20 protein-coding genes and 3 pseudogenes are annotated in these 24180 nt (G+C 58.5%); 8 read left to right on the top strand and 15 right to left on the bottom strand.

The window, feature by feature from the left end:
* The gene (gacA, locus tag LUU92_RS10595; protein ID WP_003190387.1) at window positions 1-642 is read right to left on the bottom strand and encodes a response regulator transcription factor GacA; all 642 of its coding nucleotides are present in this window, start codon (window positions 640-642) and stop codon (window positions 1-3) included.
* A gap of 151 nt (window positions 643-793) precedes the next feature.
* Window positions 794-1159: a helix-turn-helix domain-containing protein gene (locus LUU92_RS10590; RefSeq protein ID WP_071489634.1), complete on the bottom strand. Its 366-nt coding sequence runs from the start codon at window positions 1157-1159 to the stop codon at window positions 794-796.
* Between the two features lie 82 nt (window positions 1160-1241).
* On the opposite strand from LUU92_RS10590, the gene LUU92_RS10585 reads away from it, so the two are divergent.
* On the top strand, window positions 1242-1481 hold the full coding sequence (locus LUU92_RS10585) for a BcepMu_gp16 family phage-derived protein (RefSeq protein WP_071489635.1): 240 nt from the start codon (window positions 1242-1244) through the stop codon (window positions 1479-1481).
* 35 nt (window positions 1482-1516) lie between these two features.
* Here the strand turns inward: LUU92_RS10585 and LUU92_RS10580 are convergent, their stop codons facing one another.
* Both LUU92_RS10580 and LUU92_RS10575 read right to left on the bottom strand, forming a co-directional pair.
* Entirely contained in the window at window positions 1517-1948 is a 432-nt protein-coding gene (locus tag LUU92_RS10580) for a GNAT family N-acetyltransferase (protein ID WP_092249782.1), read from the bottom strand.
* Complete coding sequence (locus tag LUU92_RS10575) at window positions 1949-2698, bottom strand: carbon-nitrogen hydrolase family protein (protein WP_257103572.1); 750 nt, start codon at window positions 2696-2698, stop codon at window positions 1949-1951.
* Window positions 2699-3306: 608 nt separating this feature from the next.
* Between LUU92_RS10575 and LUU92_RS10570 the strand changes: the two genes are divergently transcribed.
* On the top strand, window positions 3307-4377 hold the full coding sequence (locus LUU92_RS10570; protein ID WP_071489638.1) for a 3-deoxy-7-phosphoheptulonate synthase: 1071 nt from the start codon (window positions 3307-3309) through the stop codon (window positions 4375-4377).
* A 137-nt stretch (window positions 4378-4514) separates the two neighbouring features.
* Here the strand turns inward: LUU92_RS10570 and LUU92_RS29170 are convergent.
* Window positions 4515-4804 (bottom strand): annotated as a pseudogene (locus LUU92_RS29170) (hypothetical protein); the annotation flags it as partial.
* 196 nt (window positions 4805-5000) lie between these two features.
* On the opposite strand from LUU92_RS29170, the gene dkgB reads away from it, so the two are divergent.
* A complete protein-coding gene (gene dkgB / locus LUU92_RS10560; protein WP_071489639.1) occupies window positions 5001-5816 on the top strand; it encodes a 2,5-didehydrogluconate reductase DkgB in 816 nt (271 codons plus the stop codon).
* Here dkgB and LUU92_RS10555 read toward each other — a convergent pair.
* From LUU92_RS10555 to LUU92_RS10520, 8 genes and pseudogenes are all read right to left on the bottom strand, one after another.
* A complete protein-coding gene (locus LUU92_RS10555) occupies window positions 5813-6235 on the bottom strand; it encodes an ANTAR domain-containing protein (RefSeq protein WP_071489640.1) in 423 nt (140 codons plus the stop codon). The genes dkgB and LUU92_RS10555 overlap by 4 nt on opposite strands.
* 134 nt (window positions 6236-6369) lie before the next feature.
* Window positions 6370-9984 (bottom strand): transporter substrate-binding domain-containing protein, encoded by a 3615-nt coding sequence (locus tag LUU92_RS10550; protein ID WP_257103571.1) that lies wholly within the window; start codon window positions 9982-9984, stop codon window positions 6370-6372.
* 1 nt (window position 9985) lies between these two features.
* Window positions 9986-10612, bottom strand: a complete 627-nt coding sequence (locus LUU92_RS10545) for a response regulator transcription factor (RefSeq protein ID WP_071489642.1) — start codon at window positions 10610-10612, stop codon at window positions 9986-9988.
* A gap of 301 nt (window positions 10613-10913) precedes the next feature.
* Window positions 10914-11630, bottom strand: coding sequence for an MgtC/SapB family protein (locus LUU92_RS10540; protein ID WP_033902087.1), 717 nt, complete (start codon window positions 11628-11630; stop codon window positions 10914-10916).
* Window positions 11631-11646: 16 nt separating this feature from the next.
* Window positions 11647-14352: a magnesium-translocating P-type ATPase gene (gene mgtA / locus LUU92_RS10535; RefSeq protein WP_257103570.1), complete on the bottom strand. Its 2706-nt coding sequence runs from the start codon at window positions 14350-14352 to the stop codon at window positions 11647-11649.
* A gap of 446 nt (window positions 14353-14798) precedes the next feature.
* Window positions 14799-15143, bottom strand: coding sequence for an FKBP-type peptidyl-prolyl cis-trans isomerase (locus LUU92_RS10530; protein WP_071489645.1), 345 nt, complete (start codon window positions 15141-15143; stop codon window positions 14799-14801).
* 39 nt (window positions 15144-15182) lie between these two features.
* A pseudogene (locus LUU92_RS10525) lies at window positions 15183-15317 on the bottom strand (type II toxin-antitoxin system HicB family antitoxin); the annotation flags it as partial.
* 11 nt (window positions 15318-15328) lie between these two features.
* Window positions 15329-15457: pseudogene (locus tag LUU92_RS10520) on the bottom strand (type II toxin-antitoxin system HicA family toxin); the annotation flags it as partial.
* A gap of 512 nt (window positions 15458-15969) precedes the next feature.
* Here LUU92_RS10520 and LUU92_RS10515 point away from each other — a divergent pair.
* The 3 genes from LUU92_RS10515 to LUU92_RS10505 all read left to right on the top strand — a co-directional run bounded on the left by LUU92_RS10515 (window position 15970) and on the right by LUU92_RS10505 (window position 20106).
* On the top strand, window positions 15970-17919 hold the full coding sequence (locus tag LUU92_RS10515) for a flavin monoamine oxidase family protein (protein ID WP_257103569.1): 1950 nt from the start codon (window positions 15970-15972) through the stop codon (window positions 17917-17919).
* Window positions 17920-18031: 112 nt separating this feature from the next.
* Complete coding sequence (locus tag LUU92_RS10510; RefSeq protein ID WP_257103568.1) at window positions 18032-18919, top strand: nitrilase family protein; 888 nt, start codon at window positions 18032-18034, stop codon at window positions 18917-18919.
* Between the two features lie 14 nt (window positions 18920-18933).
* Window positions 18934-20106, top strand: coding sequence for a hypothetical protein (locus tag LUU92_RS10505; protein WP_257103567.1), 1173 nt, complete (start codon window positions 18934-18936; stop codon window positions 20104-20106).
* Between the two features lie 237 nt (window positions 20107-20343).
* Here the strand turns inward: LUU92_RS10505 and LUU92_RS10500 are convergent, their stop codons facing one another.
* Entirely contained in the window at window positions 20344-20964 is a 621-nt protein-coding gene (locus tag LUU92_RS10500) for a transglycosylase SLT domain-containing protein (protein WP_257103566.1), read from the bottom strand.
* Between the two features lie 119 nt (window positions 20965-21083).
* Here LUU92_RS10500 and LUU92_RS10495 point away from each other — a divergent pair, with 119 nt between their 5' ends.
* On the top strand, window positions 21084-22580 hold the full coding sequence (locus tag LUU92_RS10495) for a PAS domain S-box protein (protein WP_071489649.1): 1497 nt from the start codon (window positions 21084-21086) through the stop codon (window positions 22578-22580).
* 102 nt (window positions 22581-22682) lie between these two features.
* Window positions 22683-22955, top strand: coding sequence for a DUF1652 domain-containing protein (locus tag LUU92_RS10490; RefSeq protein ID WP_071489650.1), 273 nt, complete (start codon window positions 22683-22685; stop codon window positions 22953-22955).
* Here LUU92_RS10490 and LUU92_RS10485 read toward each other — a convergent pair.
* On the bottom strand, window positions 22918-24111 hold the full coding sequence (locus tag LUU92_RS10485) for an MFS transporter (RefSeq protein ID WP_071489651.1): 1194 nt from the start codon (window positions 24109-24111) through the stop codon (window positions 22918-22920). The two genes, LUU92_RS10490 and LUU92_RS10485, sit on opposite strands and share 38 nt — an antisense overlap.
* Window positions 24112-24180 lie beyond the last annotated feature (69 nt).

Raw genomic sequence — 24180 nt, 5'->3', positions numbered from 1 at the left:
TCAGGCGCTGGCGTCCACCATGCCGTGGCGCACCGCGAGCAGGGTCAATTCAACATCACTGCTGATGGCGAGCTTCTCGAAAATGCGATAACGGTAGGTGTTGACGGTCTTGGGCGACAGGCACAACTTGTCGGAGATCGTCTGCACCTTCTGGCAGCCGACGATCATCAGGGCAATCTGGATTTCCCGCTCCGACAGCGCATCGAACGGCGAGTCGCTGGTGGGCTGGAAAGATTTGATGGCCAGTTGCTGAGCGATCTGCGGGCTGATGTAACGCTGCCCGGCAAACACCAGGCGAATGGCTTGCACCATCTCGGCCAGGCCGGCGCCCTTGGTCAGGTAACCGGCCGCGCCGGCCTGCAACAGGCGCGTCGGGAACGGGTCTTCTTCACACACGGTCACCACCACGACCTTGATGTCCGGGTGGCTGCGCAACAATTTGGTCGTGGCGCCAAGACCACCGATACCGGGCATCTTGACGTCCATCAGTACCACATCGGGTTTCAACTCCCGGGCCTTGATCAGGGACTCTTCCCCGGACTCGGCCTGACCGACTACTTGCAGGCCATCGATGTCAGCCAGCATTCGTGTAATGCCTGTACGAACGAGATCATGGTCATCGACTACTAGCACCCTAATCAAGCAGACACCTCGCGATATGGTCTTATAGGTTGCTGAACACCTTAGCAAAAAACCAAGGCGCAGACCTAGCTGCAAGCGTCATATATATAGAGTTTGAATACACAGCAGCCGTCCACCCTGCGGTGGACGGCTCTATTTGTTGGGCAGCAGGTCAGGAATCCTGGGGCTGCGGTCTGCTTTTTCCATTCAGTGACACGGAGTGCTCGGCCAGGCTTGACGTCAAGCGACGGATTGCAGCCTGGTCTTCCTTGAACATCGCACGGTAGTCACCCAATACTTTTTCTTCAACCTGGCTCAGGTTATCCAGTTGAATCGGGGTAGGCGTACCGGTCAACACGTACAGCACATCCACACCTTTCTCGGCGACACGCGACAGGTAGTCCGCTTTAGGCGCCCGTCCTCCACTTTCGTATTTACCTTGTGCGTTGGCTTCAACGCCGCCTATTTCACCAAAAACTTTTTGCGACAAGCCAAGTCGCTCCCTTTCTTGCCTCAAACGCGAACCGATTCCACTCATTTGGATGTATGATCCTGGTTGGGACACCCCAAGAGGTGACACACTCATCTTTTTGCTAAACAAACTTGAACGGTTTTGAACTATGCCCGGAATCCGTACTGCCGCACAAGCCAAGGCCTGGCTGGAACATCAAGGAAAGTCAGTTCAAGCGTTCGCGCGTGAACATGGCGTTGATCCGGCAACCACCTATCAAGTGCTCGCTGGGCGCAAAAAGGGACGACGTGGAGAGGCCCATAAGGTAGCGGTCCTCTTGGGCATGAAAGAAGGGATCATCCATTCTGAGGCTGATGCTCAAAAAAACGATCAGGAGGTCATTTCCTGAAGCCAGTATGCGCTTATTAGAATTGGGTGCGTGGTTTAGCTTGATGGACAGAGACGTTCCATGCGCCAGAAGCAGTTTTCTTCACCGACGATACTCAGCCCCATGCGCTGATAGAGCCTTCGGGCCGGATTGGTCTTGAACACGGTCAGACGCAGCAACCCCAGGGCCTGAGCCTTGAGCGCCATCTGCTCCAAGACCCAACTGCCCGCGCCCTGCCCACGACATGCCGCAAGCATATGCAGCTCACGGATATAGAGTGCGCGGCTGTCGCGGCTCAAACTGATAAAGCCCAACACGGTCTCGTCGTTGCAGATCAGCCAGTTTTCGCGGCCCGCCCAAGCCACATCGAAGCCGTCGTTGGACCACACCAGATCGTATTGCAGGTAATAGCGACTCATGGCCTCAAAGGTCAGGGTTCGGGCGAACGGCAAGTCCTGGTCCGTCGCAGCGCGCAGGTGAAACGCCATTTACAGCGCTACCACTTGGCCAGCCCACACGGCGCCATCACGACGGGCGATTACCAGCGCATCACCCAGGCCCGACGCAGCAGCCAGTAAACGGCCATCTGCGGCCCAAATGGCGCTGCGACCGGCACACACATAGCCACCCGATGGCCCGCCATGGTTGGCTACCAGCACCACCAGGCCATGCTCGGCCGCATACCCCTGGAGCAACGCGCTGTCCGCTGCGTAGCCGCCTTCGCTGATCAACACACCGGCGGCATAGACAGTGGCGCCCACCTGGGCCGCCTGGCGCGGGTGACTGGCGCGGGAGAAATCCGCGCACACCGCCAGCGCAATCCGCTCATCGCCGATGTCGAGCGCCGCTCCCCCCTGCCCTGGGGCAAACGCCGCTTCTTCGCCTGGATGCAGATGCTGCTTGGTGTACACCGCAAGAGAACCGTCTGCCCTCAACACCAGCGCGCCGATCAGCACACCTGCCCCAGGTGCCAGGCGAATCGGCATGCCGACCACCGCCGTCAAGCCCAATTCCCGTGCCATTTCGCGCAGCGGTGCCAGCAGCGCGTCTTCGGGAGCAATCGCTAATTCGGCCGCGAGTGATGGTTCATAGCCGGTCAAAGACAGTTCCGGAAACACCAGCACGTGCACGCCATGTTCGGCCGCCGCGTGCATGAGGGCCAAGTGCCGTTCGATATTGGCCGGCACGTCGCCCGCGATGGAAACAGATTGAGCAGCAGCAAGGGTCAGGGCAGTCATGGTCGCGTCCAGGCAATCATCCAAGGTGTTGCAAGCATATCGCGGTCGATAGCGGTCAGTACCCCCGCGCAATAGAAATTACTGATTGAATCCACCTGCGTGCCTCTAGTAAGCTCCCCCCATCATTTGGAGACACACCATGTTGCAACTCACCCCCACTCAGGTTTGCCCTGTTGCCAGCGCCCCGCGCTCGGTATCGGCTACCCGTGTGAACGGTTCGAGCGCACTGGTCAGCTTTTATTTTGGGTATTGGTTTAGCCACTGGCGCGCCTGATACCTGAAATCGGCGCCCACTACTCAAGGGGTCGCCTACCAGAGAAATCCAAACCCCCGGTCGGCTCCCCGACCGGGGGTTTTGTTTTTTCAGGCCCCAATATTTTTTGACGAACACTTAAAGGACACACGACATGAACTACGCCACCTATTACCGCTACGACACTTCCACTGCATGGCGATTTAGCCAGCTCCGCTCGGGACAGCCTGCCGCCTCCGATCGGTCACCTATGGGTGGCAAGCCAACACACACAGCCAATACGGCCCACTGTCGAACACCCCAGTAGGGCCAGGCGCGCGGGAACAGCCCGCCGCTTGCCCAGGAAGCCTTGAATATGAACTCTGCCACCGCCGCTCTGCCCGTTTCTGCCCTGACCAGCGCCAATGAAGCCCTGACCCAGCGCTTGCCCAGCGCGCTTGATTTAAAGCTCAAGCTGCCGCTCAGCCCGTTCCTCAATGAACAAGTCCACGCCCATCGCCACGCCGTGCGCGCCATCCTCAATGGCCAGGATTCACGTTTGCTGGTGATCGTCGGCCCGTGCTCGATCCACGACCCGGAGTCGGCCATGGAATACGCACGCAACCTGAGGAAACTCGCACTCGAAGTGAGCGACCAGATGCTGCTGGTGATCCGCGCCTACGTCGAGAAACCGCGCACCACCATCGGCTGGAAAGGCCTGGCCTACGACCCGCACCTGGACGGCAGCGACGACATGGCCGCGGGTCTCAGCCTGTCCCGCGAACTGATGCGCGAAATGCTGCGCCTGGGCCTGCCGGTCGCCACTGAGCTGCTGCAACCGATGGCCGCCGGCTACTTCGATGACCTGCTCAGTTGGGTCGCGATTGGCGCACGCACCACCGAATCACAGATCCACCGCGAAATGGCCAGCGGCCTGGGCATGCCCGTGGGCTTCAAGAACGGCACCGACGGCGGCGTGGCGATTGCCTGCGACGCGATGCGCTCGGCGTCCCACCCGCACCGTCACTTCGGCGTCGACAGCCAGGGGCACCCGGCGATCATCCAGACCCCGGGCAACCCCGACACCCACCTGGTGCTGCGCGGCGGCCACCGTGGGCCGAACTACGATGCGCAAAGCGTGGCGCAGGTGAAACACGACCTGGCCAAGTCCAAGGTGGCGGCGCGGATCATGGTCGATTGCAGCCATGCCAACAGCGGCAAAGACCCGCTGCGTCAACCGGCGGTGTTCAACGACGTGCTGGAGCATCGCTTGCAGGGCGACACGTCGCTGATCGGCATGATGCTCGAAAGCCACCTGTTCGAAGGCTGCCAGCCGTTGAGCGCATCGATGAAGTACGGCGTGTCGGTGACCGATGGCTGCCTGGGCTGGGATGCCACCGAGCAGTTGTTGCGTAGCGCTGCCGAGCGTCTTCGCGCACAAGGCTGAACGACCAAGGCGCTGCCACATCGTGTACGGCGCCTCATCAAATTGCTCGAGTTTCGCAAACACCAGGCGTCAGTGCCGCTGTGAACGACTGCGGCTCGGGATGGGCGTGAACAATCAAAAACCTTCACGTGAGTTCCTCAAACAGCGCAGGCATGTTTCATGCTCTATCAGGGTCACGCCATTGCCTTGGAAACACGTTGCGCAGGTCCGTCTGCAATTAATCCAGGTTGCGGAGCTGGTTCACGGTGCAGCCGAACGCCCGGGCGAACAGCGCAAAGTCCGGGTTACACGGCAGCACCACCAGCGGGCAGTCCAACTCCTCCGTCAACTCGGCCGGGTAGTCCAGCACTAACAGGGCGGCATCGGCTTCGGTGCGCAGGGCGGCGTCGAGCATGGCATCGAGGGCCTCACGGTTGCCCCAGATGGCCTTGGGTCATGCGGAGGTTTCCTTGGATTGAGTCGCCAGCATGACTCTACATCGTCGCGAAAGCCCGGCGACACCCATCCAGCCCCCCGTAAATTCGTGATCTGCGGTAAAGAGTCCTTTTCGGGTTCGACGGTTTTTCCGAAGGAGCAACAGGCGGATACTTGACTCCATTGTTCCCCCCCTTCAGGAGTTACTGATGTCCACCACGCAAAACGTTCCGGCCTTTGGCCTAGGCACCTTCCGTCTGCAAGGTCAGGTGGTGATCGATTCCGTCAGCACCGGCCTCGAGCTGGGCTACCGCGTCATCGATACGGCGCAAATCTACGAGAACGAAACCGACGTCGGCCAGGCCATTGCCGACAGCGGCATCCCGCGCGATGAGCTGTTCATCACCAGCAAGATCTGGATCGCCAACTTCGCCGACGGCCAGTTGATTCCAAGCCTGAAAGAAAGCCTGCGCAAACTGAAAACCGACTTCCTGGACCTTACCCTGATCCACTGGCCCTCGCCGGAAGACCAGGTGCCTGTCGCCGAGTTCATGGGCCAGTTGCTGGAAGCCAAGCGCCTGGGCCTGACCCGACAGATCGGCATCTCCAACTTCACCATCGACCTGATGAAGCAAGCGATTGCGGCGGTGGGTGCGCAGAATATCGCCACCAACCAGATCGAGCTGCACCCCTACCTGCAAAACCGCAAGGTCGTGGACTTCGCCACCGCCAACGGTATCCAGATCACGTCCTACATGACCCTGGCCTACGGCGAAGTGCTCAAGGACCCGGTGATCCGGCAAATCGCCGAACGCCATCAGGCGACCCCGGCGCAAGTGACGCTGGCCTGGGCCATGCAACTGGGTTACGCCGTCATCCCGTCGTCGACCAAACGCGTCAACCTGGAAAGCAACCTCAAGGCCCTGCAACTGACCTTGAGCCCTGCCGACATGGTACAGATTGCCGAGCTGGAACGCGGTCATCGCCTGACCAGCCCCAAGGGTATCGCCCCGCAGTGGGACTAAACTCCGGCCACAGGCGTGCGGGATAATTCCCGCAGCCATGGCAGCACGCGCAGGCCTGTGGCGGCCACGGGCGGGTCGATGATGTCCATGAAGTGTTCGAGGTTGACGTTGTCCGGCACGCCGGGCAGGCGTACCAGCACCGCCGGCGTTGCGTCGGCAGACAGGCCCAGATCCAGGTGATCATAGACCAGCACATGATGCACCTGGGGTTGAGGACCGCAGGTGTGGATCGCCAGCCCCGCGTTGATGATCAGGACATCGAACGGCTGCGCCGGGATGGCGGTGAGCAGTTGGACCTCTTCGAAGGTCTGCACCGGAACGATCCGGTGATAACCCAACTGGTTGAGCATTTTTTCGATATACAGGCGTTGCAGGTGTTGCTCATCGGCAATCAGGATGGTCAGTGCTTTGTTTGGCATGGCGAACCCCTGGGCAGGCAGTGCTCGTCAGTGAGCGAGGCCCATTTTCCAGACATATGCCGACGATAAAATCAGGCTTGTTCCCGTTCCATGTAGGAGTTCTCCCAAACCTGCCGAGCGGCTGTCCGCTTCGGTCAAGCCTGCTTGCAGTACTGACTCAGGCCATGATGCAAACCATCGATAGCCACGCTCAATGCCGCCACCGCCACCGCCACCGCATCGCCGTCGCGCCTTTCGCACGCGTCCTCCAAAGCCTCGCAACAGGCGATCAGCGCCTGGGCCTTGACCATGCGCGCACCGCCTTTGACACGATGAGCCAGGTCATACAACTTGGCGAAATCGGCCCGGTCCTGCAGGGTCGACAGCATTCGGAGGTCCTCTGCAAGGCTAGTGAGCAAGGGTGCCAGCAAGTCGTTGAGCACAGCCGTGTCGCCACCTGTCAGCATCGCCAGCGAGCCCAAATCAAATTGCGCTTGGGCTTCATCCGTTGCAGCGCTGGCCGTGCGCGATGCCAAGGCCGCACGTAGATCGTCAAGTCCCGTCGGCTTGAACAGGCAACCGTCCATGCCGGCCTGTCGGCAGCGCTCGACTTCCTCAGGCTGGGCGTTGGCGGTAAATCCCAGTACCAGGCAAGGTACCAGGCCACGTTGCCGTTCCTGGGCACGAATATTACGCGCCAACGTGTAGCCGTCCATGACGGGCATATTGCTGTCAGTGATCACCCCGTCAAAATGCCCGCCTTGCCAAAGTGCAAAGCCTTCGGCGCCATCCTCGGCCGTAACGATGTGATGCCCCAGGAAGGTCAACTGTCGAGCCAGCAGCAAGCGGTTGGCCGGATAGTCATCGACCACCAGAAGTTTCAATGCCTGCGTGGCAGGAGCACAGGGGACAGATGAGCAAACCGGTGCTGCCGTGGTCAACACCAGTGCCAGTGTCACATCCACCCGCGTCCCCTTTCCCAGCACGCTGCTCAGGTGCAGCTGGCCGCCCATCATCTCGCACAGGTTACGGCTGATCACCAACCCCAGGCCCGAACCGCTACGTGCCGATTGCTCGTTATTGCTGCCCTGGATGAAGGGGTTGAACAAACGCAGCTGATCTTCGGCACTGATGCCGATCCCCGTATCTTCCACGCAAAGCCGCAGATTCAAATGCTCCCCGGCCAACACCGATGCGGCTTGGGCACCCAAGCGTATGTGACCGGAAGAGGTGAATTTGATGGCATTGCCTAACAGGTTCGACACCACTTGCTTGAAACGCAACGGATCGACCAGTACCGGCCGGTCGATCATCGGGTCCAGCTCGACATGCAACAACAGGCCCTTGTCCCGCGCCAGCCCTTCGAACACCCGCGCCACAGAGGCCAACAGCTCGTGCAGGTTGGCCGGCTCCAGGGTCAGGGACAGGTGGCCGGTTTCTATTCGCGCAATGTCCAGGATATCGCCGATCAGCTCCAGCAAGCTGTGCGAAGCCACCGACGCCACTTCCAGCGCATCTCGGTCCACATACCCCTGCTCAGCGTTTTGCTGGGCGAGTTCAATCATGCCGATCACCGCGTTCATCGGCGTTCGGATCTCATGACTCATCGTCGCCAGGAACGTGGTCTTGGCACGGTTGGCGGCATCCGCGTCTTCCTTGGCTTCCCGAAGTTCGCCCAACAGGCGTTGACGTTCGCTCACATCCACCCAACCGGCAATCATGCCCACCACGTTACCGTTGCTATCACGGTACGGCAGCATCCACTGGTAAATCGTCAGCACACCGCCACCGGGCACCTTCAGCACCCGGTCGTGAATCTGCGGCTCACCACGCGCCATCAAGTCCAGGTAGTCGGCATGGAACGACTGGGCCTGGGGCGGGTTGCCCGTATCGGTCTCCACAACGGTCTTGCCGATCACGTCCTCCAGCTTGAAGCCGAACACGTCAAGGTACGCGTTGTTGCACGCCATCAAGCGCCCCTGGCGGTCGCGCACGTAAATCGGGTGAGGCGTGCCGTCGATCAGCACGCTCATAAACCGCATCTGGTCGCTCAAGGCGCGTTCGGCCTGGGCACGCTTGCGAATCAGGTTACGCAGGTAGAACACCCAACCCAGGGTGATCAGCAACAACAATGCGGCCAGGCCAAACCCTTGGATGATTACATTGCGATGACTGACCCAGTAGCTGTCTTCAATGATGATTTCACTGCGCCAATGATTAGTCAGTCCGTCCATTTCTTCAGGCGAAATGCTCAACAGCGCTTTCTCGAGGATCGAATACAATTCCAACTGGCTGCGGTTGACGCCGAAGGCAATCCGCGCCGGTTCCGTACCGACCGTGCTGGTGATACGCAGACGATCGCGATAGCTGCGCGTGATCATGTAGCGTGCGCTGATCAACGAAATGACTGTCGCGTCGGCATTGCCCTTGGCCACCCATTCCATAGCCTGCTCAGGGTTTTCGACGTCGACAAACACGATCCCCGGATAGTCCTGCGCGATTTGCGCAGCGAGGCTGTTGCCACCGATGACCGCCAGGCGTTTCCCCGGCATGTCCTCCAGGGTCAGCAGACGTTGGTCGTCGGCGCGCGCCACAAGCACATAGGGATTGGACAGGTAAGGCCGGGTAAAGCGAACCTTTTCGGAACGCTCGATACTGGGCGTGATCACCGCCAGCATGTCCATTTGGCCGGCGCTGACCTCGTCGACTTGCCGAGGCAGCGAACTGCCCTGCACCACCTCGAACTTCAAGCCCGTGCGCAAGCTGATACGCGACAAGACCTCATCACTCAACCCCGCGAACTGCCCTTGCTCATTGAAAAATGACAGCGGCACGAACTTATCCAGTACTGCCACTCTCACCCGGGGATGCTTCTCCAGCCAACGCTGCTCGCTGTCACTCAAGCGCAATCGGTCAGCCTCCAGGAACCCACTGCCGCCGGCACTCCAGCGACGCAGGATTTCCATCTGCTGGCTGGCCGGGATAACTGCCAGCGCGGCATTGATGATCGTCAACAGACGCTGGTTGTCGGCAGTAAACGCGAACCCGAACGGGTTGACCTCCAGCGCGGAGAAGTCTGCCATGCGCACGTTATTAAGGTGGTTCTTGTTGATCAGATAGCGGGCGCTGATGGCATCGCCCAGGTAGACATCCGCCTGGCCGAAAGCCACGGCACCGATGGCCTGATGAGTCGAACCGTACAACAACAGTTGCGCCTGGGGGTAAAAGGCCTGGACAGCTTCGGGTTGCATATAGTGGTAGAGCATCGCCACGCGCTTGCCGGCCAGGTCGGCGCTCAAGGAATGGCTTTCACCCGTGCGGGTCACCAGCACCGGTTGATCATTGGCGTAGGAACGCGACAGTACCAACGCCTTGTCGGCCGCCTCATAACCATTGGCCGACCCCACCAGATCCACCTCGCCCAGCTTGAGCGCCTCGATCACTTCATCACGGGTGTCGTAGCGCCGAACCTCGATAGGTACATTCAAGATCAGGCTGATCAGCCACGTGTAGTCAGCCGTGATGCCTTCAAAATCGTTGTCGTTGCTCAGGTCGAACGGTGCGTAGTCGGGAGCCGACACGCCCATCACCAACGTGCGGCGCTCGCGCAACCACTGCCAGTCGCTGTCATCCAGCGCTACTGTTGGGTGCTCCAGGGTGGAATGGCCGAGCAGTCGAAGGGCATGCGGTTCGTCCAGGGCCATCGCTGCACAGGGCAACAGCCCCATCAGCAGGATGGCCGTGAATGTCACCAGCCGGGAGATGGTCATTTCAGATCAGATGATTGCGCTGGGCAAACTTGGACAGGTGCACCACCGAGGACATGCGCAGCTTCTCTTTGAGGCGAGTCTTGTAGGTGCTGATGGTCTTGTGGCTCAACAGCATATCCTCGGCGATTGACTTGTTGTCCAGGCCCAGCGCCAGTTTTTGCAGTACCGTCAATTCGCGGTCGGACAGCGCCTCCACCAACTCCTGTTCGGTGGTCTGCAAATCGTCGCGGCGCACGGAACTGGTGGCCGTGCTCGGGAAGCAACTGTAACCGGCCCTGATGGCCCTGATCGCCTTTTGCAACTCGTCCAGTTCACCGGTCTTGGCAACAAAGCCCATGGCCCCGGCGCGCATGCAGCGAGTTGAGAAAAATACCGCCAGGTAGGACGTGAGCACCAGGATCTTGCAGGGCAGTCCCAGCGCCTTTATCCGGCTGATCACCTCCAGCCCGCCAAGCTTTGGCATTGCCAGATCGAGGATAACCAGATCCGGGCGCTCCTCCCGAGCAATCTGCATGGCGTCGGCGCCGTTGCCCGCTTCAAAGATGGTATCGAAGCCCTCCTGCTTCAACAGGTACTTCACGGTGGCGCGGATAAAAGGGTGATCGTCCACAATTAAAGCTTTGCTCATAAGACTCCCCGAGGGATCAGTACGCTTACATATCACACGGGACCTATCTACCTGTGAAAAGTAACAGTTCCGACAAACGGTACTGATTACTCTGCATGACACTTCAGGCAGTACAGACCCCTCCTTTTGATAGAACACGCTAAACACGTAGAGCTGCGCCCTGCCTCCTGGGAAGACGCAAGCGCGCAACCTTAACAACGGCGTGTCCGCTCAAATGAAGGGATAGTCTCCAATACTTGTAGGACTTTTCCTTGTCATAGCATAGCCAGCTTTGCGCGGGGCAAGGCCCGACAGGCGGGGACTACTCGGTGGTACTGGGGCTCCAGAACGCTTGCACCACCAGGGTCGACATCGAAATTCGCGCCACCAGGGCGTCCAGCTCATCACCGTCTACCGAGGTCACGGCCAGGGTGGCTTCGATTTCCACTTCTTCCGTGCCAAAAGGCCGCACGTCCACATCGCTGGCTGGGTAGTTACAGCGCGCCAGCTCGGCCTCCAGCAAAGCCAGAACGGCCTTTTGCTGGGTACGCCGGGCAATCACGTACAAGATGTTGGTGACTTCCGCCGACACCACGTCCAGTGGCTGACGGTTGATGTTATTGACGATGGGACGCAGCAAGGTGTTGGCCGCCAGCACAAACAGCGTGCCCAGCAGCGCTTCGAGGACCAGGTCGGCGCCCGCGCAAGCGCCCACCGCCGCCGACGCCCAGAGGGTGGCCGCCGTGTTGAGCCCGCGCACATTGCCTTCTTCGCGCATGATCACGCCGGCACCTAGAAAGCCGATGCCCGACACCACATAGGCCACCACCCGCACCGCGCCTTCCGCGCCGCCGAGCCGGCTGGCCATGTCGACAAAAATCGCCGCGCCCACCGCCACCAGCACGTTGGTGCGCAGGCCCGCCGTGCGCTGGCGGTACTGACGCTCAAAACCGATCAGGCCACCCAGGATGAAGGCTGCGGTGAGGCTGACCAGGGTGTCGACCAGGGATTCGAGGTTGATGTTGTTGATTGCTTGCATAGGAAATCTTCCCTGTTCATTGCCAGCCAAACTTACGGATGTAGTACCCCTTCACCGCCTGGGTCAGGGCCATGTATGCCAGCAGGATCACCGGCAGGAACACGAAGTACAGCGACGGCAGCGCCTGCAATTTGAAGTAGTGCGCCAGTGGCCCCATCGGCAGGAAAATCCCCACCGCCATGATCACGCCAGTCATCGCCATCAACGGCATCGCCGCACGGCTTTGCAGGAACGGAATCTTCGGGGTGCGAATCATGTGCACGATCAGCGTCTGGGTCAGCAACCCCACCACGAACCAGCCGGACTGGAACAGGGTCTGGTGGTCGGGGGTATTGGCGTCAAAGACGTACCACATGAGTGCGAACGTGGTGATGTCAAAAATTGAACTGATCGGCCCGAAAAACAGCATGAAACGGCCGACATCTCCTGGCTGCCAGCGCTGGGGTTTACTCAGCATCTCGTCGTCGACGTTATCGAACGGGATCGCAATCTGCGAAATGTCATACAGCAGGTTTTGCACCAGCAGATGCATTGGCAGCATCGGCAGGAACGGAATGAACGCACTGGCCACCAGCACCGAGAACACATTGCCGAAGTTGGAGCTGGCGGTCATCTTGATGTACTTGAGCATGTTGGCGAAGGTGCGCCGGCCTTCCAGCACGCCCTCCTCCAGGATCATCAGGCTCTTTTCCAGCAGGATGATGTCGGCCGCTTCCTTGGCGATGTCTACCGCACTGTCCACCGAAATACCGATGTCGGCAGTACGCAGCGCTGGCGCATCATTGATGCCATCCCCCATGAACCCCACCACATGCCCATTGGCCTTGAGCAGGCGCACGATGCGCTCTTTATGGGAGGGCGTCAGCTTGGCGAACACGTTGGTGGTTTCCACGGCCTTGGCCAATTCGGCGTCGGTCATGTCCTCGATGTCGTTGCCCATCAGCAGGCCCTGTTGCTCCAGGCCCACTTCGCGGCAGATCTTGGCGGTGACCAGTTCGTTGTCACCGGTCAGCACTTTCACGGCGACGCCGTGGGCTTTCAGCGCCTTGAGCGCGGGCGCGGTGCTTTCCTTCGGTGGGTCGAGGAAGGCAACGTAGCCGATCAGCGTGAGGTTTTTCTCATCCGCCAGGCTGTAGGTATCGCGCACTGGTGCCATCGGCTGTGCGGCCACCGCGACCACGCGCAGGCCTTCTTCGTTGAACGCTGCCGTTACCTGACGAATGCGCGCCAGCAACTCTTCAGTCAGCGCCTCATTGGTCTCACCATGGCGCACGTTGTTGCACACCGAGAGGATTTCCTCCACGGCGCCCTTGCAGATCAGCAGGTGCGGTTGACCCTGTTCGGCGACCACCACCGACATGCGGCGGCGGTTGAAGTCGAACGGGATCTCATCAATTTTCTGGAACGCGGTGCCGACCTTCAACTCGCGATGCACCTCCACGTGCTCCAGCACCGCTACATCCAACAGGTTTTTCAGGCCGGTCTGGTAGTAGCTGTTGAGGTAGGCCATTTCCAGCACGTCATCGGACTCTTCGCCCCACACGTCCACATGGCGCGCCAGGAAGATCTTGTCCTGGGTCAGGGTGCCGGTCTTGTCGGTGCACAGCACGTCCATGGCGCCGAAGTTCTGGATCGCGTCCAGGCGCTTGACGATGACTTTCTTGCGCGACAGGAACACCGCGCCTTTGGCCAGGGTGGAGGTCACGATCATCGGCAGCATTTCCGGGGTCAGGCCCACGGCAATCGACAGCGCAAACAACAGCGCTTCGGTCCAGTCACCCTTGGTGAAGCCGTTGATGAACAGCACCAGCGGCGCCATCACGAACATGAAGCGGATCAGCAACCAGCTGACCTTGTTGACGCCGTGCTGGAACGAGGTGGTTGCACGGTCGGTGGCGGTTACACGTTGGGCCAGCGCCCCGAAATAGGTGCTGTTGCCGGTGGTCAGGATCACTGCCGTCGCCGCGCCGGACACCACGTTGGTGCCCATGAACAGGATGTTCTCCAGGTCCAGCGGGTTGCGGGTCTTGGCGTCCTGCTGCTGGGCGAACTTTTCCACCGGCATCGATTCGCCGGTCATCGCCGCCTGGCTGACGAACAGGTCCTTGGCACTGAGCACGCGGCAATCGGCAGGGATCATGTCACCGGCGGAGAGCACGATCAGGTCGCCCGGCACCAATTGCTTGATCGGCAGTTCGATGCGCTTGGCTTCATCGCGGCGCAGCACGGTGGCGGTGTTGCTCACCATCGCCTTGAGGGCATCGGCAGCCTTGTTGGACTTGGCCTCCTGCCAGAAACGCAGCAGCGTCGACAGCACCACCATGGAGAAAATCACCGTGGCGGCCTTCATGTCTTCGGTCAGCCACGAGATCACCGCCAGCAACGTCAGCAGCAGGTTGAACGGGTTCTTGTAGCAGTGCCACAGGTGCACCCACCAAGGCAGCGGCTGCTCATGCTCGACTTCGTTGAGGCCGTATTGCACGCGCAGGGCGTCGGCTTCCTGGGTATTCAACCCCTCGGCGTGACTGCCCAGGGTACCGAGCAATTGCACGGCACTGCTGTTGGCCGAGACCACCAGGGTTTGCGCCAGGGTCGGCGGCACTTCGCGGCTGACGCTGGCGTCGGTCACGGTTTCGAGCATCGCCAGGCGGCGGAAATGCCGGGCGATGTGCCGGGTCCGCAGGAAGCCGGCAAAGAACTCTTTGAGCAGAGTGAGGTTCATGGTGTTACTCCTGCGCGAGGAAAAAACCGTCGTGCAGGTACTGCCCTGTGCGCCGCGCCCTGTTTACAGGCACAGCCACTTTGGCCCGCCTGCCGCAAAGGACAGGCGCGTCCGTAGCATCCCGAGGTGAACCGGGTGCTGGTCAGCGTCGATGAGAGGGATTCGGGCAGGTGCCAGGACTGGCCGCTGCCGGGATGCCGCTTCTCGCTTTTAGTGGCGAGACAACGGCATCGGAAAAATGCGCGTTACCTTGCCAAGCCTGTGCCGGTTACTGAAACCGGCCGACTACTGTCACTCGAACAAGTACCCACTGAGGGTCTCCGCTATTGATGAAAACGCGCGAAGCTTACGCCCCGATGATGGGAGAGTAAACCGTAGGAAAGTTTCCGTATGGTGAATAAGAAGATTCTTCAGGGAGGGTTCAGGAAGTGTTTATCCAGGAGGTCTCAATCATCCCGCGTCAGTACTTCCAGCAACTCAATCTCAAAACGCAGGTTGCTGTTGGGCTTGATATGCTTGCCCATCGATCGCTCGCCATAGGCCAGATGCGCCGGAACGAACAAGGTCCGTACACCGCCGACCTGCATGCCCATCAAGCCCTGGTCCCAGCCCTTGATCACACGCCCGGTGCCGATCACACACTGGAACGGCTTGCCGCGTTCCCAGGACGAATCGAACACCGTGCCATCTTCCAGGGTGCCGGTGTATTGGGTGGTGATCAGCGCGCCCTTGACCACGGCTTTGCCGGTGCCGGGTCGCAGGTCGGTGATTTGGAGTTCTTCGGGGCTCATGGGGAATCCGTTGGATAGATAGTGTTTGCTTGAGTTGGTTTACGCTGAAAGCTCGCGCAATGCGGCAGTCGCCAAGAACGCTGACCGCGATGCATAGCGATGGTGCTTCTGCACACGCTCATCAATGCGTTGCAACAGGTGTTCCGGCAAAGAGGCATTAAACCGCACTGACTTGAAAATACTGCAATCTCCGACTTGGGATGAGGGACGGTTACTCTCCCCCGCTTCATAGGGTGTTTGAACTGGTGATGACTCCCCTTCACCGCCACCCAACCATCTGCAACCAACAGGTCAATCACCTCTCGACTTCTCATTGCCCACCTTTAGGTGTGCATATTACACACCGCTAAATGGCAATGCGTTTTTTGTACACACATGACACACCAATGAACCCCTCAAGCAAGCTTGCGTGCCGTGATGATGACGATGTGCGAAACATTTGCGCCAGAGAACTAATGTCAGTTTTTGTGCCTTGATCTTATGGCGCCATACGGAATATTGGAGAGATGACACACCTCAAGTCAGTGACATTGCCCTTTATCTCGCAGAACGTTTCCGAAAGAATCCCAACCGCGTGCGCCGCTCAAATCACGTGGCTAGTCTTCGTCGGTCACTGCCCATTCTCGTTCACTGGAGTGCATGCAGCCTCGCTCGTAATACACTGTCGTTAAGGGTGAAGCATGCTCTCCCACTCTAAATCTTTTGCACCGCCCCTACAAAAAAATACGAACTTCCCTCATCAAAACCCAACTGCAGCCTATTTCTGGCCAGCAGCGCTCACATCCATCCTTTCAGAGTCCGTTAACTCTGAACAGGAAATATCAGAATGACCATCGGTTCCACCTTTAATTACCCCGCAGATACAGCCCAACACGCTCATCGAAAAAAGCGCTCCAGCAAGAGCAAATGGGCGGCCAGCTTTCCAAACCCACCAGACTTATGTTTTGACTACCGCACCTTGGTGGAACAATTCAATGGCATTGCCCAAGCCACTGAGCCACATCATAAAATTTGCATCATTGGCGCTGGCATTACTGGACTGACAACTGCACGTGAACTTTACCGATGTGGTTTCACAAACATAACGTTAATTGAAAAGTCACAACGTATAGGCGGCAGGCACCTTACGGCCCTTGGAAATAACAATACCGATACCGTTGGAAGACCACCTTTCGAAATGGGCGCAATGAGAATGCCGTTCTTCAATAAATCAAACGAACTGCCTAAAGATGGGCGTTCACTCATGGCCTATTACGCCAACGAGTTCGAATTGCGCCATACAGACTTTCCCAACCCAGGCAGCCCTGCAGTGCGGTCGACGGGTATATTTCTACGTGAAGGGAGCATAGATGACAGCACCGAACCCACAATGCTTATCTGGAAAAACACTGATGGCAAAACACCGCCTCCCGGTCAAACACTGGGTAGTGTTTTCGCAAAATGGAAAACCTTCGCCGAGCGAATGACGCTGATTGTCTCCGAGCATTACGGTTGTGAAGGCTGGGAGCACATGTGGAATTCAATCGTCAAAAAATATGAAAGTGTTTCCTTCCGCGAATTGGTAAAAATGCCAAGCCTTGATGGCTGGCACCACAGCGACCCTGGAAACTTCGGTGGCTTGGGTATGACCGCACAGGAATCCGCTGTTTTCTACGCCATCGGCATTGGTGACGGCAGTTGGGGGGCATTCTATGACGTATGCTCGCTTTACCCACTTCGCACGGCGATATTTGGATTCAGCAGTCATCTGCAATTAATTCACGGGCGCGTAAACGTGGACGGTAAACCGATAGCATCGCCTTACTTGAATCATCCAGAGACCTTGGATTCAAGAGGCCTTGCATTCAACAAACCCACCTACATCGGCCTTGGTTCACTGGCCGAATCACTCCTTTTCATCAAATCCCAAGAAACACATGAGTCTCTATACGAGCACCTCATAAAAAGTCATTCAGGTTTCATGACCAGCAGTGCAGTGACAAAGCTCAAGAAACTAAAGAACGGAAAAATACGGGTCTATTTCGACTGGAACATCACACAAAAAGAACAGGCAAAGAAAGAGTTCATCGATTACGACTCTGTGGTAATGACACTGCCTTCGTGGCTGATCGAAACACACATATCAATTGAAAACTTCAGCCAGGAAATGCTTCCATTTGAAGTCATAGAAGCCTATAAGTCAGCCCACTGGGAAACCAGCTGCAAGGTGTGCGCACCTCTCAAAAAGTCGTTTCTCTCTCAAAATAAAAAAATCCCTCAAGCCATCGTCACAGATAGCTTGATTCATGACGTATACACTTACCGCTACAACGCTACCAATACCTACGATTGCATCCTTCTCAGCTACACATGGGAAGACGACGCTACCAAGCTATCGATATTTACTGACAAAGAACTGGTTGACCGGTGCATCGAAGACCTCGACAGAATTCTTTTGAAATCTGCCAATATAAAGGAAAAAATATCACCGTATATCGGACGCGATAACGCGGTGGTTCAACGGTGGATGAATGATAAAAACTCCCTTGGCTGTGCAAAACTTTATCGTGCAGGTACTTATTACGACGCCATGAAGCTACTGAAATACAATCGAGATTTTTCTCACACCTCAGGTTTGTATCTCTGCGGTGAATCTTTCTCCGTAGATGCGGGCTGGACGGAACCTTGCTTCAGGGGAGCAATTGATACCGTGATAAACATTTGCAGTAAAACCCAAGCCGATTTCAATGGTGACTTTACGATGCATGACTACCCACTCTACAAAGCTGAACCGTAAAAGAAAGAGACTACAACGCAACGGGAATCACCTGACTTTTAATTAAACATTTGTTCGCCTCTTATAAACGCCCAACCGACTCCCGGTTGCATAACAATAAGAGGTCACCGCCATGAGCGAACCAGCAAGCCCCGCCCGCGTAGCCGTCATCCAACTGGACCCTCAGGTTGGCATGAACAACCGAACCAACAACCTGCGTCAAAGTCTTGCACTGGCGACCGAGGCGGCAAACGGTGGAGCGAATCTGATCGTACTGCCCGAACTTACCAATTGCGGGTATTTCTTCAGCAGCCGCCAGGACGCCTTTGATCATGCAGAGCTGATACCAGGCGGCGAAAGTGTGCGGGCGTGGGCAGATTTTGCCTGCAAGCACCAGGTGTACCTGGTGGCGGGCCTGTGCGAAATAGACGGTATGCAGTTATTCAATACGGCTGTGCTGCTGGGTCCCGATGGGTTCATCGGCAAATACCGCAAGGCACATCTATGGAACCTGGAAAAGCTCTGGTTCACGCCTGGTGATAGCGGATTTCCAGTATTTGAAACGCCGATAGGCCGCATTGGCTTGCTGATTTGCTGGGATATCTGGTTCCCGGAGGTGCCCCGTATTCTCAGCCAGCAGGGCGCCGATATCATTTGCAGCCTGAACAACTGGGTGTGGACGCCTCCGCCCCTGTTCGATGAGGCAGGCAAATGCATGGCGTCGTACCTGACGATGACCGCCGCCCACGTCAATAACGTGTTTATCGCTGCCGCCAGCCGCATTGGCGAAGAGCGGGAAGCGCGCTACCTCGGATGCTCGTTGATTGCCGGAACCAACGGCTGGCCTATAGGCCCGGTAGCTTCAGCCAATCGCCAGGAAATCCTGTTCGCCGACATTGATATCACCAGCGCCCGCAGTGCTCCGATCTGGAACAGCCTTAATGACCTGCAGCGTGATCGACGCAATGATCTCTACGATCAAATGCTTGGCTACTCCCGCCACCCTGCCCTTCCACGCTGATCGGAGGGCTCTGTATGAAAACACTCAGTACAGAAACGAGGCCCCGCCGGTCCATGGCCGATATAACCGTCCTGATGTTGGGATTAGCCAGCGTGCTATTGATGCTGTGGGTTGCACTTAGCAACCAGTGGTCCTGGCCGGGCTATACCGAGATGATCACAAGCCTGCCCCATCCCGTTGCCTGGCTGCGGTGGATAGTCGGGGATATCAGTGAAGTAGCCTTCTACAAGCACGAACTGGCATCGCTCGGTTTGTTGGGCGGCGCCTACCTTGCATGGTGGGCGAGCAAGCACGGTAAAGCCTGGCAAGGGTTTTCTATTTCCTACGGAACAGGGCTATGGCCTTGGTTGGTGACAAGTTCACTGCTGGGGCTGATGTTGAGCAATCTTCTGTGGGGTTGGAGCGTCACCGCACAAACGTGGCAACCCACGTTTGCGGCATTCGTCTCGTTACCGGCAGCCATGGTGCTGATGTTCGGCGGCGGCTGGAAAGTTGCCGTAAACGGTGCGGTATTGGGCGCATTGCTGGTGACCCCCCTTTGTCTGCTGATCGTGAACTTCGTATGCGTTCCACTGGGTCTTCCAGTGGTGATCGGCAACGTGGTGGGCATGGCACTCGGCAGCGTCATTGCGTTTGTACTTTGTCGCCGAGTGCCGTCGTTGGTGAGTTCTGATTACACAGCCCTCGCCAAACCGGCCCCCGCCCCGCCCCCCACTTATGGTATTGCCTGGAGTCTGCGTCGGGTGCTCGCAGATTTTTCCGAAGCGCCTTTTTTCGGGAACGAACTTGCCAGTCTCGGGTTGCTGGCAGGTGTACTGGTAGCCTATGCGCTGAACCCGATCAGCCCGGCGTATGGATCAGGCCTGGTGTTGCCCCTGATAGCGGCCCAGGCGCTGACATCGGCACTGGGTGTCGCGATCTGGCGAAAACAGTGGAAGAAACGCGGATGGTATCCGACCTACGTTCCACTGGTCTCAGTGGTCCCGGCGGCTGTATTGACCCACGGTGGCAGTTGGACCGTCATCGGTTCAAGTGCACTGCTCGGGGCTTTGATCGCGCCGCCACTGGCCTGTGCAATTGCAGGTCGCTTGCCCACACACTTTCACCCGTACATTGGCAATGTCACCTCAATGGCGTTGAGTACGCTGATGATAGTGCCTTTGGTGGGTTGGTTGATTCAGATGTAGCCCATCCCCACGCTGTGCTCTTCACAATACCCTCCCAATAGGGCGGTCACTGCAACTGTGGCGAGCGGTCTTGCCCCGCGTTGGGCTGCGAAGCGGCCCCAAAACCAGCGGCCGAGGAGTGCCTGATTCACCGCATTCCTTCCTCCAGGGTCGCTTCGCGACCCAACGCGGGGCAAGCCCGCTCGCCACAGGGTGCTTACCGCCTGTGCGACCTTAAGACCTTGAAAGGGCTGCCCCTTACAACCAATGCCAGAACCGACTCCAGAACCCCCGCCCCAAGTCATCCTTGCACCGCGCATATTGCGCCGCATACATCTGCGACCGCGCCTGTACCTTGCTGGCTACCGGTGGCAGCCAGGCCTTGGCGGCGTAGGTGCGCTGGCGATAGCCGCCCCAGCCTTCGTGGTAGTTCAGGTACTGGCCGTAGGCGTCGTATTTGTAGACGCCGTTGATGGTGTAGGTCTTGTCCATGTACCAGCCGACGAAGTCGATGGCGTCGTCGAAGTCCTGGCGGCTGGCGCCGCTGCGGCCGGTGCTCTTGCGGTAATCGTTCCACACCTCGTCCTTGGCCTGGGCGTAGCCGGCGGCGGTGGAGACGCGGCCCCAGGGAATGATCCACAGCAGGTATTTACGCGGGGCCAAGGCGTCCTGATGGAAGCCGGACTCCTGATACATGATCGCGAACGGCACCTGGATCGGTACGCCCCAGCGTTTTTGCGTGACTTTGGCAGCGTCGTACCAGTCGTCTTTTTCGCGGAAGATGCCGCACAGATCATTTGGCGTACGTGGCGGCGAGGTGCCGCACGCCGTCAGCAGTGAGGTGAGTAACAACAGTCCGACGGCTTTGCCTGCGCTCAAAATGCACCTGTGCCTGATACGTATGAAACGGGCATTTTACGCAGGTCTGCGCCTGGTGCATCTGCACTATCCTGAGGCCCGGGTGTCGTAATTCCATGCGCCCACTCTCAGGAAGACCTATGACCCAGGATGTGCTTGCCAAGGAAACCAACCGCCGCCAGTTGCAGCAGATCATCTCCGGCCTGTCCGACGGGGTGATTCTGGCCGAGGTCGACCAGACCATCCTGTGGGCCAACGAGGCCGCGCTGACCATGCATGGCGTGGGTGACGTGATGGGGCTGGGCGCCAACGGGCAGCAATACGCCGAGCGCTTTGCGCTGCGCTACCGCAACAACCACCCGGTGCAGGCAGACAACTACCCGCTGGCCCGGGCCGCGGCGGGCGATGAGTTCAGCGACGTGGTGGTGGAAGTCACGCCCACCGCCGACGAAGAAAAAACCTGGGTGCACCGCCTGCGCAGCCTGGTGATCACCGACTCCCACGGTGAACCGGAACTGCTGGTGCTGATCCTCAGCGACGCCACCGAGTGGGCCAGCGCCGAGCAGCGCTTCGAAAAAACCTTCAATGCCAACCCGGCGCCGGCGGTGATCTGTCGCCTCAGCGACCTGCGCTATATCAAGGTCAACCAGGGCTTCCTGGAGATGACCGGCTACAACCGCGACCAGGTCATCGGCAAATCGGTGTATGAACTGGATGTACTGGAACAGGCCGAACGCAAGGACCTGGCCATCCAGCGCCTGGGCGAAGGCGCGACCATCCCGCAGATGCAGGCGGAGCTACGGCTGCCCGGAGGCGGCAGCAAGCTGGTAATCGTTGCTGGCCAGCCATTGGACATGAACGAAGAGGACTGCATGCTGTTTTCCTTCATGGACCTGGAGCCACGGCGCAAAGCGGAAATTGCCCTGCGTCAGAGTGAGGAGCGCTTCGCCAAATCCTTCCGCCTGACCCCGGTGCCGACCCTGGTGTGCAGCGCCGGTAACCGCCAGGTGGTGGATATCAACGAAGCTTTCATGAGCATCACCGGCTACATCAGTGAAGAGCTGATCGGCAAATCGATCGAGGACATCGACTTTATCGACAGCCCCCAGGCTGCCGCACAGTTGTTCGCCAGCCTGGAAAAAGCCGGCAACCTCGACGGCCAGGACCTCAAGGTGCGCAAGAAAGGCAACGAGGTGATCGACTGCGTGGTCTCCGCCGACACCGTGATCATCCAGGACGTGCCCTGCTACCTGATGGTGATGATGAACATCACCGAACGCAAACGCTCGGAGCTGGAGCTGGTAGCGGCCATCGAGGAAGTGATGCAGGATGCCTCGTGGTTCAGCCAGACGCTGATCGAAAAACTGGCCAACGCCAAGAGCGTCAACAGCGCCAGCCAAACGAACGTGGCCTTTACCGACCTTACCGCCCGCGAGCGCGATGTACTGGGCCTGATCTGTGAGGGGCTGGCCGACAAGGAGATCGCCTCGCGCCTGAAACTGGCGCCCAACACCGTGCGTAATCATGTGGCCACGGTGTACTCCAAACTGGGGGTGCACAGCCGCAGCGCTGCCATCGTCTGGGCCCGTGAACGCGGGCTGTTCGCCGGGGAATTGCGGGTCAAAAACAAGCCGTGACAGTGCAAATGCACTAGTGCACCTAGTGCGAATTCGCCTTATTGCGGCGACGGCTAGTCAATAACCTTCAAGGTATCAAACTGAATGCCTGAAGGAACCCGCATGTTTACCCTCTCTCAACTGCGAAACTGCATCGAAGAAGGCCTGTCGCCGCTGACGTGCGAGTTCACCCTGTGCCGGGATGCGTCCCTGACCCTCAAGGTCTATGACGCCGAAACCGGCCGGGTCGACCTGGTCGTCACCGGGATCAGCACCAACCGCCTGCAGACCCCGCAAGAAGTGGAAAAGATGGTGGAAGAGCTGCGTTACGAACTGCAGAGCAACACCATGGGCAAGCTCACGCTGGATGACTTGCCTTCAACGACGCCCCAATAAAGTAGAACACCCCGCCCCCGACGATAAACGCTCCCAGCATCCAGAACATGTAATGGGCCGGCAGGCTGGCCAGCACCAGCCCGCACAACACCGGCCCCAGCGCGGCGCCCAGGTTGGACAGGTTCTGTGCCCCGTAGTACATGCCGCGCAAGTGGTGCGGGGCTATCCGGTCGATGAACATGTATTCGGCCGGGAACACAATGATCTCCCCCACGGTGAACACCGCCATCGCCAGCACCCACCACAGTACGCTGGTGGACAGCGCAAACCCGACGATCCCCAGCATGAACATGCCCAGGCCCGCGACCAGCCACTGGCCGAGGTAACGGTGCGATATCCGCCGCCCAATCAGGTATTGCAGGGCAATCACCAACACCGCGTTGGTGGTCAGCACGGCGCTGACCACGGTGTAGGTGTATTCGGCCGTGGTGGTGGTCACCAGGTATTGCGACAGCCACGCGGTGAACTGGCCGAACACCACGGCACTGAGTACACCGCCGAGGGTGAAGCACACGAGACGATGATCCCTTAAAAGTACTCGCCCGACGGCAAGGAATGGCACCGGTTTTTGCGTGGCATCAACGGTGGCCAGGGTACGGTCGCCCCAGCGCCAATACAGAAGGAAAAACCCTACCCCCAACAACGCCGAAAGGATAAACGGCACGCTGATATCCAGCTTGGCCATCACCGCCCCGAAAGCGGGCCCAACCGCATAACCGATGTTGGTCAGGGTGTACTTGATGGAAAACACTTCGCTGCGGGCGTCTTCGGGCAACAGGCTGGCAAAACCGGCCTTGACCGCAATATCGATCACCGCATAAGCCAGGTTGATCAGGATCAGGCAGCTGTAGAACGCCCAGATGTTCTGGGCCAGAACAGTACCGACAAAGCCCAGCACAAACAGCACGCTGAAGGTCAGCAGCAACCGATAACTGTTGATACGGTCGACCAGGAAACCGCCATACACACTGAGCAGCGAGCCGACGATCAGCGAACTGCCGATCACCAGGCCAACCTGGGTGATGTCGAGGGAAAAATGGTGGGTGAGGTAGATCACCAGGTAGGGAAAAGTGATTGCCTTGGCCAGCGTGAGCAGCAATGTGGCGGACAGCAACAGGTTAACAGTGCGAGGGTAGTTTCTTATTGTCGCAAGCATCCTGCTCTCTTTCCTTGAAGGTAACACGGCCGTTTCCGCCGGTTACCTTAACTCAGCAACAGGGCACAA

The organism is Pseudomonas extremorientalis, from assembly GCF_024584605.1.
GTDB classification, from domain to species: Bacteria; Pseudomonadota; Gammaproteobacteria; order Pseudomonadales; family Pseudomonadaceae; genus Aquipseudomonas; species Aquipseudomonas extremorientalis.
The sequence above is the reverse complement of the archived record's forward strand: the minus strand, read 5'-3'. Positions and strand labels throughout refer to the sequence as shown.

What these genes read in the sequence shown, in the direction of transcription:
- LUU92_RS10585 (WP_071489635.1), top strand. Translation starts at nt 1,242, where the DNA reads ATGCCCGGAATCCGTACTGCCGCACAAGCCAAGGCCTGGCTGGAACAT.
- LUU92_RS10515 (WP_257103569.1), top strand. Translation starts at nt 15,970, where the DNA reads ATGACCATCGGTTCCACCTTTAATTACCCCGCAGATACAGCCCAACAC.
- LUU92_RS10530 (WP_071489645.1), bottom strand. Translation starts at nt 15,143, where the DNA reads ATGAGCCCCGAAGAACTCCAAATCACCGACCTGCGACCCGGCACCGGC.
- LUU92_RS10495 (WP_071489649.1), top strand. Translation starts at nt 21,084, where the DNA reads ATGACCCAGGATGTGCTTGCCAAGGAAACCAACCGCCGCCAGTTGCAG.
- LUU92_RS10570 (WP_071489638.1), top strand. Translation starts at nt 3,307, where the DNA reads ATGAACTCTGCCACCGCCGCTCTGCCCGTTTCTGCCCTGACCAGCGCC.
- LUU92_RS10550 (WP_257103571.1), bottom strand. Translation starts at nt 9,984, where the DNA reads ATGACCATCTCCCGGCTGGTGACATTCACGGCCATCCTGCTGATGGGG.
- LUU92_RS10485 (WP_071489651.1), bottom strand. Translation starts at nt 24,111, where the DNA reads ATGCTTGCGACAATAAGAAACTACCCTCGCACTGTTAACCTGTTGCTG.
- LUU92_RS10575 (WP_257103572.1), bottom strand. Translation starts at nt 2,698, where the DNA reads ATGACTGCCCTGACCCTTGCTGCTGCTCAATCTGTTTCCATCGCGGGC.
- LUU92_RS10540 (WP_033902087.1), bottom strand. Translation starts at nt 11,630, where the DNA reads ATGCAAGCAATCAACAACATCAACCTCGAATCCCTGGTCGACACCCTG.
- LUU92_RS10505 (WP_257103567.1), top strand. Translation starts at nt 18,934, where the DNA reads ATGAAAACACTCAGTACAGAAACGAGGCCCCGCCGGTCCATGGCCGAT.
- LUU92_RS10490 (WP_071489650.1), top strand. Translation starts at nt 22,683, where the DNA reads ATGTTTACCCTCTCTCAACTGCGAAACTGCATCGAAGAAGGCCTGTCG.
- dkgB (WP_071489639.1), top strand. Translation starts at nt 5,001, where the DNA reads ATGTCCACCACGCAAAACGTTCCGGCCTTTGGCCTAGGCACCTTCCGT.
- LUU92_RS10555 (WP_071489640.1), bottom strand. Translation starts at nt 6,235, where the DNA reads ATGCCAAACAAAGCACTGACCATCCTGATTGCCGATGAGCAACACCTG.
- LUU92_RS10510 (WP_257103568.1), top strand. Translation starts at nt 18,032, where the DNA reads ATGAGCGAACCAGCAAGCCCCGCCCGCGTAGCCGTCATCCAACTGGAC.
- LUU92_RS10545 (WP_071489642.1), bottom strand. Translation starts at nt 10,612, where the DNA reads ATGAGCAAAGCTTTAATTGTGGACGATCACCCTTTTATCCGCGCCACC.
- LUU92_RS10580 (WP_092249782.1), bottom strand. Translation starts at nt 1,948, where the DNA reads ATGGCGTTTCACCTGCGCGCTGCGACGGACCAGGACTTGCCGTTCGCC.
- mgtA (WP_257103570.1), bottom strand. Translation starts at nt 14,352, where the DNA reads ATGAACCTCACTCTGCTCAAAGAGTTCTTTGCCGGCTTCCTGCGGACC.
- LUU92_RS10590 (WP_071489634.1), bottom strand. Translation starts at nt 1,159, where the DNA reads ATGAGTGGAATCGGTTCGCGTTTGAGGCAAGAAAGGGAGCGACTTGGC.